The following is a 12363-nucleotide window of genomic DNA, read 5'->3' as shown; positions in this document are numbered from 1 at the left end:
TGGAACCTGTTGTGTGACCAGCCATGGAAAATTATGTCCATCGGAATGAGAGATTGGGCTCATAGGTCATAGCATTTGGGTTTTGGTATTACGTGTTTCGGCAAGCTCCTGATTCTGCATTTTGGAAACTTTGCGTGTTTCAATCAATTCCTTGCGGCGTTTGTGGTTCTCGCAGACACGGATGTAGAAGCTGCCGTCGATCTCGATAATATCATCGGACCACAACTGACAAATTTCATTCAATCGAAGGCCAGAATAGAGTGAAATCAGCGGTGCCCAGAACCGGGCACGCCGGATGACATTATCACCCGACTTGGCCCATCCGTTACGATCATTCTGACAGCCGGTATAGAGTGGTGCGGTAAACAGTTTGTTGAGTTGACCCATGGCAAACGGATCACGCTTATTCTCGGCCAGAACTTCATCACTGACGCGTTTGATAACCCGTGTCGGATCACGTTCAATATGCCAATAGTCACAGGCCAATCGGAAGACGGCCCCCAGAACATCCAGATCGAAGTTCACGGTCTTGGCTGCTCGAAGTGTCATGTTGTTCTTTTTGCCATACTCAATCTGCTCATGAATCGTCATGCCCTTAAGCACCTTGAGTTTGACGCGGTTCTTCGGGATCGCAAGGATCAGGTCTTGCCACTTGATAACATCCGGTGGCGTTACCTTGCGGATGTCGGTATCGTTACCAACGATCTGGCGTAGGTTCTCCACACTGCGACTGTATTGGGTATTACTGGAAGTTCGCCAGTCATCCTGCTTACTGGTTACATACTCTTCTAGCAATGCCCCAAACTTGAAACCTTTCCCGGTCGGTAGTTTCTCCGCAAACACATCATCAACAAATGGCGGTGGTACAGGCTTGGCCGTCTTTTCTTTCAGTGCTTGATACTGTTGCATAAAGGCACGGCGGATCAGGCTGGCAAAACTTTCAATTTGTTCGTCGGTCGCTGTCAGACCATTCTCGTCCAGTAATTCCTTGGCTCGCTTTGGATAGTAGCCTTCATTGGATGCACCCCAGTGACGACCAAACATGTAGGTATAATTAATCACTGCCTTGGCTTCTTCTTGGGAGCCGGGTTGCAGTTTGGAGTCGCGGTCCTGTAATCGTTGAAACTCGCCTAGTGATAGCTGCAACAGATCATCTTCGGTGGCCGGGAGCTTGATGTAACCACGAATATCTTTGCGGAATTTATCAACTTCATTCTGGAATACCACAAGTTCGAGATTGCGTTTTTTTATGGCAAGCACATCATCGGACGTACCAAGGGCTTTCTGCTTGATATTCTTTTGCCAGTATTTCGGTTTGGGGAAATCTGGGTTTGCCTTGACGAAATCGGACACGTCTTTGGGTAGCCGCATTTTAAACGACCATTTACCGTCTCGTTTTGTCAGATAATTGGGCATTTTCTTCCCCCATTGTGCTACGAAATTGTGCTACAATTTCATATCAATGGGGGAGAAAAGTCAATAATTTCAATGATTTCAAAATCATAGAAAAAGATGGCGGACAGAGAGTCCGCTTATAGGTCAATAAAACTGGGGTAAAATGAGGTAATTCTATTTCTACCCATCAATTCACCCAACAATATTATGTGACTGTCAGTAGATGCTGGCGAATTTGGGTGAACTGCTACGTACACTATACCCTGATTTCAGGTTTTCGAAAAGTTGGAGATAAACCAGAGTTAATGGCTTTCAGGGCTATAGTGTTTCTGAAAAAAAGAAGGGCTTGAACAGTCAATATTGGGAAGCTGCCTTTCCTGACTTTCTAATGGTCTATAAATCGGCACACAAATTTGAGGCGGTGAAAATCCAGGCGGTAATGATGGTGGTGTTGTATCAGCTGTTCCATGGAATGTACCATCCTCATGGTCGGTATATACCTGTCGATCCTTATACACACATGCTGAGTCAATTTGCTCTTGGGTTAAGTTTATAGCTTTTGATAAATTTGCTTGATTAAGGGTAGCCCCTGTAAAATCAACTCCTCCTACGTTTGCATTTGTGAAGTCTGCCTTACTAAGATTAGCCTTTCTTAAATCGCTACCCAATAATTTCGCTCCAATGAAGCTTGAACTAGCTATATCGGCTTTACAGAAATTAATCTCAGCTAGCATCGCTCTTGTAAAGTTTGCCCGTGTTACAAATGCTCCTTCAAGGTCTGCGCGATGAAAAAATGAATTTGATAGGTCGGCTCCAGAAAAATTGCTTTCAGACAACTTTGCAAAAGATAGATTTACCCCCGGCAATTTAACTCCACGGAACGATGTTTTCGGCATATCCAATCCTTCAAGGCTGACCTCCAGATTGTGTAATGCCTCTGCTGCTGATCTTTGACCAATATCGTTATCATTTCCTCTTGCCCTGTCCAGTACTTGAAAAGCGTTTTGACGCAGTGCCATTTTCCTGACTTCTCGTTCTTCTGCGCGATCAGGCGTTTCAGATATATAGATATACCCACTGATACAAATGCTAATGATTGTTAAAATAATTGCTATAGTTTCCAAGACGTAGAAATGTTCTTTGAATTTCTTTGGAAATGAACCTCTGAGTTCTTTGATGTATCTGTAACAATGATTAATTATTGAGGTTTTCATCAAGATTTTTCTTTGCGTCTTTTGGAGCCATTTATATTCAATTAAAAGATCGGTTCGTGTCCCCCGAACTCCTTGGAAAAACAATCTCCGAGTTGAGATAGGGAATGTCGCCGAATTCTTGCCGTTTCATCGGCCAATTTTTGAAGGGCAGAACGGGGCTTGCGCCGTAACGTGGACCAGTGCAAACCCGGAAGATATAAGCTAGCGTTTTCCATGGGATAGTATCCCATTTTTATGATAAAATCGCACCCGAAAATCAATGCAGAGAACACCTTAACTTAGTGCCATTCGAGGCTGACCCCGGAATTGGAATTGAATTGGGAATTGGGCAAAAGCTTCCAGATAGAGCCAACCCTCATGGGGGAATTATATAAATTCAATACCAATAATATCTCCTTCATCGTCAAAATCGAAAATAATGTCTGGTGTTTTATTAGGAAGCTCTTCAATAAAATCAGAAAGGTGAATAGATTTTTTAATTATACCCGCAACAGTTTTCTTTGGGTGTTTCGGAAGGTATAAGTATGCAACCGTTTCATCATCTTCCGATGTCTTTAGTACATATTGCTTATTCATCAATTAATCCTTTGCATTCAAAGTGTTTTTTGATGATTGGTAACTGCCCCCCAAAACTGTAGAGCTTAAGTTCGCCTTCTGAAATTGAGTGACTTTTTTTAACCAATTTTTTGAATTTCGTGATTCCTTCGAGAAAGAAGTGTCAGAAATATTTTGAGATTTTATTGCATATATATATTGATAAGCATTTTTACCAAATAAATCAGTGGAATTGATGATGAAGCCATCAAATATGAAACAAATATCAACATTCACCACAATGTTTTTTATTAGTTTATCAATGAAATTTTCAATGTTATAAATTTCATTATCTAGCCAAATTTCATATAAACACATTGGATTACTTGAAAAATCACGGTAATCGAAGAAAAAGAATTTTTTGTTTTCGACAGTTATTTTTTCAAGAATTCTAGAAGAAATATCTTCATCCCCAATTGATAAGATAAGAAGTTGAAGTTTCCCATTTTGCATCCAATTTAGCGCATCATACAATGTTGTCATCATTTATCTCTTAAGCATTATTTCTAATTGGTTCGCATCAGGAATGAACGATGCAACCACTTTTCCCTGTCGAGGTCCATCTTTTGCGACAATAATTGCTATTGTTTCACCATTCACATCGCCTAAAAATGCTCTTCCATTCGTTGTCCCAATTCTCCAATCAACAGTTTTAGTTGGTGAAGTTAGAATAGGGTTTGCAATTTCTTTGAAAGCTTCAACTCGTGAAGAAAGGCTTCCTGTATTTGGAATTATCCCACTTGTCTCTAAATGACGAATTGCATGGCCTTCTCTCATTCCATCGTACGCTGTTTGCACTGTGTCAGAAGAGAACCCTACAATAGTCTCAAGCTGATTGGCTAGATCAGTTTTTCCCATTCCTTTCAGTTTATCAACAATCTTAATCGCCAAAACACTTCCGGGAATAACATTGCCGCCAAGTGCTTCAATGCCGCCAGCGATGGCCAGATCAGCGCCTAATTCCGCTGCTTTTTCATCATCTCCTTCATTTACAGCTTTGCCAAAGTCAAACAGGTCTTTTGCAAGAAGTCCCTTATCAATTAATTCAAGGGTTGCCATAATGCCTAAGACAACTGTCGCACATGCACCTGAACCGCAGATATTATTTTCAACTGCAATGTCACTTGTTGTTGAGGCAACACTTACGTCTCCGCCTGCTATGCCAACAGCGAGACCTGCTGCTAAGTTAGCAATGTTAACGCCCTGTTGTTGCCATTGTAGGGCAAGTTGCTGAGCTTGCTGTGTCGTTATTTCTTCATTTCGGACACTTTGTAAAAGTTCTTGTTTAAATGCTGTTCCACGTTCCTCACTAAAATATGCTTCTCCGGCTAATTCGCCAACAACCGCACCTGCAGCACCGCTACCACAATCACCGCCAAGAGCAGCACCGCCCGCACACCCGATTGCAGCATGAGCTAGATATTTAGTGAATTTATTAATATCACCGTCGCTTGAAGCTTGCCCAATTTGTTCAGACAGTTCCCCGCCAATGACCTGAACACCTGCTGTGATCAGGTTTGTTTTCAACACATCACTGAGTTCTTGCCCACCAACGGTACTTTGAACAGCTGTGTTGACGGCAACTTTCAGCGCGGCGGCCTGAATGCGTCCGGCCATGTCTTTGGCGTTCATATTGATATTCAATGCACCTTCTGCAGAGAGACCTTGCAGCAAGCCTGCGGTCAGCATGGAGGTTGCCAGACCGCGCAAGGCTTGTTTTGAGCCAAGGTCCTTGAGGACAGCGCCGATATCGCCTTTGTTTGAGACGAGAGAGACTGCGGCTGTTGACGCCAATGACGTAAAGGCGGCAGAAGCCGCAGCCCCGACCACTGCACCTGTTGTACCGCCGCCGACTGCGGTTGATGCACCTCCGGCAATGGCAGCCCCGGTTCCGGTACCCATGGTGACAACGGTCACAATGAGGACGATGACCATCGCTGCCGCAGGACTGATGGACTGACTGGAATAATCCCAGCTTTTATGGGTTTCCTTAATGGCATTCCACTGGACATCCGTCAGGCCATTCTTCACCTGTGCCATCCATTCAAGGCCGGGCTCTTTACTCAGGCGTTCGACCGATTTATCCAGATCGCCGAAGTCTTTATAGTCCACATTGATGGTGCCGTTTGTGCCAACGACGATGGTGAGCCCGTCGCCCGCATCGATGGTGGTGTGCTGGACGGTTTCGTCGATGCGGCCACGGTCAAACACGGTGGTCCACATGCCGCCTGTGACCGTCCCGCTTTCCATATGGATGTTGACATCCTTGTTCGAGGTCAGGTTGACATCGCCATTGGTGGCCTCAAGGGTGGTTTTGCCTGTGGATTTGAGGGCAGCGGCCTTGACGGTGACATCGCCCAGCGTGGCCTTTAAGGTCAGATCACCGCCTGCTTCCAGCGTGGAGCGTTTGGTTTCTGTCTGTTCGATATGGAGTTCGTATTTGCTGCCCTTGATATCCTTTTTAAAACTGTCCTGAACGGACGCTACGGTGACAGAGGCGAGCGCATTAATGTCGGTATTGCCCGTGCTTTGAGCGGAAACACCATTTAAAACCGCATCCAGCCCGGCGGTGACTTTAAGATTACCCCCGGATTTGAGACCTGCCAGATCATTGGTGATGCGGGTGGATTGCACATCACGCACGCCCCGATCCCCCTCGCGATAGATTTGGGTGTTCTGAACGGCGGTGATGAGGGTATCTGTGCCGGAAGTGACGTTGAGGTCGCCGCCAGCCTCTGCCTTGGTGCCTTGCAAAATGGCGGTTTGCCCGGCGGTGAGGTCAAGCTTGCCACCAGCGGTGATTTGTGTGCCTGTCTGGGTGGTGTCGGTGATGGTGACGCGCACGCTTTTGGGATTTTCCAGAGAACGCTTGGCCGTGCTGACGGCTTTGAGGGTGAGGTTCTCCCCCGCATTCAGGGAGGCATCCCCCGTGGCACTAAACTGCCCGCCCGTATCGGTGATGTCTTTGCCGGAGGTGATGGACAAATTGCCATTGCTGGCCTTGACCTGAGCAACAGCCCCGGTGGTATCGTTAAAGCCGATAATGGCATCTTCTTCCCATCCGCCGCGTCTTGGGATTTTTGTTTCTGACTGACGCCATGTTTCTGTTGTGTTGGTGAAGGAGCCGTTGGTGGCGGCAAGTGTCACGTTATCGCCTGAAAGCTGCCCGCCTGTGTTGGTGATGTTCTGATCAGCGGTGACGGAGAGGTCGCCATTTGTGGCTTCGATCTTGCCATAGTCGTTGGTGATGGAGCCTGCTGTGGAAGCCAAGGTGGTGTTGTCCCCGGACAGGGTGCCAGAATTGGTGATGTCACCGCCTGCGGTGAGGTTCAGGTCACCGCCTGCTTTAATGATGGCCCCGGAGCTGTCAATGGCCATGCGGGTGGCTTCGGCGAAATAGACCACGGGTTTCAGGGCCTTGCGACCATCTTCAAGGGTGACTTCCACATTCCAGACGATATCACTGGTGAGGGCTGCCACTTGATCAGCGGACAATTCAACCCCATAGGACAGTTTCAAGCCTTCATGCTGGGCAAGGGCGTTGTCCATGAGGGCTTTATATTGGTCGGTATCTGAGGTGATGGACGGGGTTAAAAAACGCTTGTGGGTGACGGACATGATTTGTTCACGCACCGTGCGGGTCTCCCACGCATCATCGCCAAGGCGCAGGGATGTTTCGGTTGCCTTAACCAGATTGACGCCCGCTTTGTTGGTAAAATAGTCCGACCCATAAAGCGCCCCAAGTGTGGCGACGGCTGGGTTGGTTTCCAGCACGTATTTTGCCGTCGGGTCTGTGGTTTGTACGAACAAACCGCCAACGCCTGTGGGAAGTGTTATGCCTGCATTGATGGTCTCTGTCGTCGGGGTGCCGATATCAGCGCTTGTAGCATGGACGTTGGCGGAACCTGCGGTGATGCTGACCGGGTCAACACCTTCTTTGATAGAGATGTTGTCGATGGAACCTGTAAAGGAGCCCGTGATATTACCACCTGCCGTGATGAAGGTGTCGCCGGGGGCTGTGATTACGGATGTGGTCGAGGAGAAATTTGTTGTGGTTGTGTGCGGTCCACTTCCGCCGCCTTCATAATCTTGGCTGGTTGTGGTGGTCGTTGTTGTAGAACCAGATTCTGTGATACGAACGGTTGCGGCCCCTGTGTTGCTAAGTGTTGTTCCAGCTAATGCAAGGTTGCCATTCGTTTGAATTTGCCCGCCTTTATTTGTCAGGATTGTTGCATTCAATGAACTATCATTTGCCGCTATAATTTTTGCTTGGGTAGCGGTTGAGGTCGTTGAAACATCTTTAACGCTTTGCCACGAACTTACATTGGTGACTGTCGTCGTAATGCCAGATGAACCTGGATCGACATGCGTATTGGATGATGAATTGCTCGTAGATGAAATTGTGGTTTCTGTAGATACAAGGTTTTTACGCTCATTCAGCAATTCATTCGTGCTGATGGTAATCCCACCGTTCAAGCTTTCGATATTGCCGGAATAGTTCCAGACCTTGGTGTTTTTGCCCCCTGCCCCGTCCGCATCTATCTGGATATTGCCATCAGCAAGGATATTGCCTTCATCGTTGGTGAGCGTTCCCGGTGTTTTCAGGGTCAGGGTGCCACTGGAATAAATCAGCCCGGAGTTGGTTAAATCTCCGGTGATGGTCATATCAAACCCATCTGCTGTTCCATCGGACAGGGTGCCGGAATTCACCAGATCGGTTGCGCTTAGGCTCAAGGCATTTGTCGCCGTCATGATCCCGCCATTGGTCAGGGTGGTGCCTGCGGTGACGGTCGTGTTTTGTGTGCTCTGGGTCTTTGAATTACTTTGGGTGGTGAGACTTTGCGTGGCGGTTAGGGTGGTGCCCGTTTGGGAACTGATCGTGCCATCAGATGTGATGTTTTGCGCATTCACATTGACGGAACCGTTTGACGTCAGGCTGGCCCCCGTATTCAGGGTCGTATCCCCGGTGGTGGTCACCGTGATATTGCCTGCACTTTCCAGAGTGTTCGACCCGCTATAGCTCGCCCCGTTAATGGTGGTCGTTCCGGTGATGTCACCTGTACCTGCGGCGCTGGTTAAGGCTCCGCCTGTGAAGGAAAAATCACCGCCCGCCGTAATGTTGCCCGTGGTGGCGGCACTGGTGCTGCCTGCCAGAGACAGGTTCCCAACAGCTTCCAGTTCGGCTGCGCTCAGGGTGGGGGCGGTGAGGGTGATGTTGGTGTTTGATTTTGTCTTACCGGAAAGGGTGGCTGCGGTGGTGGCGGTTAAGGTGATATCACCGCCCGCCGTCATGGTGTTGGTGTTCACCGTCTGACCTATCAGGGTGGCAGTTCCTGTAGATTGAAGATGCCCTGAAAGCGTAGCGGTGTTGGTTGCATTGATCGTAGCCGTGCCGCCTGCGGTGACATTCCCCGCTGACAGGCTCGCCCCTGTGAGGCTGACATTACCGGATGACTGAATGTCCCCGGCCAGGGCAGCACTTGTCGTCCCTGTAATTGTCACGGCACCCGTGGCCGTAATCCCGTTGGATGCGGTCCCATCGGTGATTTGATCTGCGTTCAGGGTGGCTGTCTCAACCGCGCTTAAGGTTCCGCCTTCAAAGTTAAGCGTACCTGTGGCGGTGAGGGAAAGGGCCCCGTTTGTCGCGTTTGATCCATCATTATTGCGACCCGCCGCAACGGTGGCGTTGGTTGCTGTCAAGGTTGTCCCGGACAGGGTGACGTTATTGGCTGCTGCAACTGTCGCACCCGTTGCGGTGATGGTTGGGGCATTTATGGTCAGGTTGTTTTCGGCGTAGGCTTGGGTGGCGACTGCAACCGTATCATTGCTGGTTGCGGTTAAATCTGTCTTGGCGCTGGCCTTTTTAAAGTCGATGCGACCATCGGCGGTGATCGTGAGCTCCGACGTGCTGGCCGCCATATCGCCTTGCATATTGACGCCGACGCCCGTTTCATTTGCAATCAGGGCGATGCGTCCGGCATACATGCCGCCAAGGGCGGAACTGTCGATGGCAAGGGTGGGTTTGACTGAGCCGTCATCGGCCTTTTTTGTTACGGTGCGATCAGAATATTTAACATCGTTGCGCCCGGCAATGATGGTCAGTTCCTGCGCATTAATCGCCCCGCTGATCTCAGCTGCGCGGGTGATGATGTCAAAGGCGTCCGTGTCATTTGCATTCAACCCCAGTGAATTGACGATCACATCCCCGCCATCAACCGAAAGACTTTCCAAAGATGTGCCGCTGAATGTGGGCGTCCCTGTGGTCAGGGTGGAACGTGATGTATTGATAAAGCCGCAGCCGTTACAGGTGATACCGTTGGGGTTGGCGAGGATATAGTCCGCCTTTTGCCCGGCGATTTCTGTGAAACCCGTCAGGCTGGATCGATTGGCAGAGGTGACTTCATTCAGGATCAGTGTCGCTGCCGTTCCTGAAAAATTCGGGTTAGCAAGAATGGCCCCGCCAATGTTGGTCGTCGTGTTGGTGGTTGAGTTATTGATCACCAGCCCGGATGACCCCACATTGAAATCGGTGAATTTATTGTGGGAGACGCCAGAACCATTGGGGGCGGTGATTTGCAGCAAGGGCGTATTGTTGATTGTTGCACTCACCGTTGTATTCGGGGTGGCCGGATCAACGGTAATGGTCGCGTCTTGTGCCTGTGCCAGATTGGGTTGCAGTGCGATCAGAATGATCATGAGCCAGCAGAGTAACTCATGAGATATTTGTTTGATTGATCGCATGTCAGAAGCTCATTTCAATATTCAGGTGGAGTTCGTGGTGGCGTTCATCCAGATGAACAGGACTGCGCATGGGCCGAGCATAGGTTGCCCCCATATTCAGGTAACCGCCGGATGATTTGATGCCGAAGGCGTAGCCGGATAGGACACCTTTTTCCGTGGCATCTTTTTCATCATTTTCAAGCGCGCCGATGTCATAGCCGACAAAGGGCGAGAAGGTGCCAAAGACCTTATCAACCTTTTCCCAACCTGTTTGTGGCAAAGCGTAGGAAAAGGTGTTTTGCAAGTAAGCCCCTTGATCGCCACCAAGCGTGTTTTCCTTAAAACCGCGTACTGAACTAGTCCCGCCAATTGAGATTTGATCGGTGGAATAAAGCGTCATCGGCGACCATTGTGCATGGGCCGTGCCGTTATAGGTGAAGTTCTGCTCGCCAATTTTAAACGGTTTATAATAAGACAGGTCCAGCTCCGCCTTATGAAACTGTGCGCGCGGGGTGGCCGGGTCGGTAATGCCTTCATCCTGATCCGCATTTAAGGCTTTGATACCTTTTTCGTAAGTTATGCCAACTGAGGCAATGCCGCCCCAGAGTTTATCTTCATAGGACGGATTGATGCCAAAACTGGTGAGGCGATAACTGGAACTGTCCAGTTTTAAATTATCAACAAAACTGGCAGCGGTATGTTGGCGCAAAAAAGTGGACAGGCTGGTTTTACTGTCCTGATCCCGATGCGCCACCCAATCCAGTTCGAATTTTTGAGTACGTGAATAGCCTGAACTGACATAGCTGGCCGTGGTGGCATTGACTTGACTGGCGTAAGAATAAAAACTGTGTGAACCGGAAAGGGTCCAATAGCCAAAGGGAAGGGACCAATAACCGGATAAAGATCGGCTTTGTTGAGGTTGCCCGGCCTTGGTATCTTTGGACCATGAAAAAGACAGGTAATCATTGATCCCGATCAGATCGTCCAGCTCTGCCGTGCCTGTCCATTGCTGCACGCCCGTGCTGATATTGCCCGAATTGTCATAGCCTGTGGTGAGATGCCAAGGCATTGTGGATTGATTTTCAATCTTGATCAGCGTTGCGCCTTGGTTGGACCCCGGTTCCAACTTCATCTGGGCATTATTGGATTTAAGGCGGTTGATCTGATCCAGACCCTGTTCAATATCACGCAAATTCAAGGGCTGATCGATGGTGAAGGGAAAGGCCGTGCGCAAGCGCAAGCTTTTTCGCCCCTTTTCCCCATGAAGCTCATAACCTTCCACATGACCTTCCACAATGGTCAGTTCTAACGATCCGTCACTGATATCTTGTGCAGGCACTCCGCCACGCGCAGCAACATAGCCTTTTTCAGTGTAAAGATTGGTGATGGCCTTGAGTAACTTATCTACATCACCCAACGTGATGCAGTTGCCCAGATAAGGTTTAAGCAACTGGGCTTGTTCGCCTTCATCCAGCAGGGTGACCCCATTCAAGATAATCTCATCTGCTTGAAAACAGGTGTCACCAGCAGGGAGTTGCTGGTTATCTGGTGCAGGAATAACCTGTGGCTTGGTTTTACCACCGGACTTGTTCTTAAGTTCGATCAAACGTCGCTGGGTTTCATTGCGACGTTGAATCTTATCCTGTTCTTTCTCAATGATATTGAGGTCTTGTTGCGGGATCGCCTGCCCATAGGCCATATCACCTACACAAATAATTCCAAGGCTCAGGCAAAGCCCAAACCCAATTCCCGACGTACGCACGACCTGTTACCGCTCAAAAGTGTATATTTTTATATTTTGAATTGAAGAACGTACAGAATAGCCAGTGCATCTAAAAAGGGAAAAGGCTGGGTATTAACAAATAGGATAAAGAAAATGAGCTTATCAAAAATTGTAAGATGATTTATCTATGCAAAATTAACTCTAAATTATACGGGGGGGGTAAATAACTTAATTTATGGTATAGATTGTTTGTTCGAAGTATAAATAATCTAAAATTTAGATAAAATTTTAATGAAAGGAATCGGAAAGCCGATAATCAGTCAATCTCAAATATACATTACTTTTAGGTAATGAAATATTGGAGTGATAACGTGCAAACATCTGCAAATAGACGAACTCTATGCCTTATACTTACTATTTTGACAGCAATTTTTCCTATCATTATTGAGGCTATTCAAAAGAAAAATGGTTAGAAAAATGATGCACCTGATGTTGTGATATTTACTCATAATGTCAGGAGCATTTTTTGTTTATGAGCCACTTAACTTGCAGAAGGTCAAAAGCCTTATATTAGATATGTTTTTTATACAAAAACCGCTATGGCCTTCATTGAGCTTCGAGATTCTAAGTGGCTAGGTTCTGTTGACAAAGTGCTTTACCCAAACCCGAATTGATGTGACCTGAACGAAGCCGAGAAAGCTTAACATCGTTTTGTCA

The 12363-nt window shown here is 47.8% G+C and carries 6 protein-coding genes; all 6 read right to left on the bottom strand.

Features of this window, described 5'->3' with window-relative positions:
- Window positions 1-66: 66 nt before the first annotated feature.
- The gene (locus RYZ26_RS19295) at window positions 67-1416 is read right to left on the bottom strand and encodes a hypothetical protein (RefSeq protein WP_317684892.1); all 1350 of its coding nucleotides are present in this window, start codon (window positions 1414-1416) and stop codon (window positions 67-69) included.
- Window positions 1417-1697: 281 nt separating this feature from the next.
- On the bottom strand, window positions 1698-2609 hold the full coding sequence (locus tag RYZ26_RS19290) for a pentapeptide repeat-containing protein (protein WP_317684891.1): 912 nt from the start codon (window positions 2607-2609) through the stop codon (window positions 1698-1700).
- Window positions 2610-2975: 366 nt separating this feature from the next.
- Window positions 2976-3185 carry a DUF2283 domain-containing protein gene (locus RYZ26_RS19285; RefSeq protein WP_317684890.1) on the bottom strand — a complete coding sequence of 70 codons (210 nt, stop codon included), beginning with the start codon at window positions 3183-3185 and terminating at the stop codon, window positions 2976-2978.
- A gap of 3 nt (window positions 3186-3188) precedes the next feature.
- Entirely contained in the window at window positions 3189-3689 is a 501-nt protein-coding gene (locus tag RYZ26_RS19280) for a hypothetical protein (RefSeq protein WP_317684889.1), read from the bottom strand.
- Window positions 3690-9899 carry a two-partner secretion domain-containing protein gene (locus RYZ26_RS19275; RefSeq protein WP_317684888.1) on the bottom strand — a complete coding sequence of 2070 codons (6210 nt, stop codon included), beginning with the start codon at window positions 9897-9899 and terminating at the stop codon, window positions 3690-3692. It abuts the gene before it with no gap.
- 46 nt (window positions 9900-9945) lie between these two features.
- Complete coding sequence (locus RYZ26_RS19270) at window positions 9946-11685, bottom strand: ShlB/FhaC/HecB family hemolysin secretion/activation protein (RefSeq protein WP_317684887.1); 1740 nt, start codon at window positions 11683-11685, stop codon at window positions 9946-9948.
- Window positions 11686-12363 lie beyond the last annotated feature (678 nt).

The organism is Terasakiella sediminum, assembly GCF_033100395.1.
In the GTDB taxonomy this organism is placed as follows: domain Bacteria; phylum Pseudomonadota; class Alphaproteobacteria; order Rhodospirillales; family Terasakiellaceae; genus Terasakiella.
The sequence above is the reverse complement of the archived record's forward strand: the minus strand, read 5'-3'. Positions and strand labels throughout refer to the sequence as shown.

What these genes read in the sequence shown, in the direction of transcription:
- RYZ26_RS19285 (WP_317684890.1), bottom strand. Translation starts at nt 3,185, where the DNA reads ATGAATAAGCAATATGTACTAAAGACATCGGAAGATGATGAAACGGTT.
- RYZ26_RS19280 (WP_317684889.1), bottom strand. Translation starts at nt 3,689, where the DNA reads ATGATGACAACATTGTATGATGCGCTAAATTGGATGCAAAATGGGAAA.
- RYZ26_RS19275 (WP_317684888.1), bottom strand. Translation starts at nt 9,899, where the DNA reads ATGATCATTCTGATCGCACTGCAACCCAATCTGGCACAGGCACAAGAC.
- RYZ26_RS19295 (WP_317684892.1), bottom strand. Translation starts at nt 1,416, where the DNA reads ATGCCCAATTATCTGACAAAACGAGACGGTAAATGGTCGTTTAAAATG.
- RYZ26_RS19290 (WP_317684891.1), bottom strand. Translation starts at nt 2,609, where the DNA reads ATGAAAACCTCAATAATTAATCATTGTTACAGATACATCAAAGAACTC.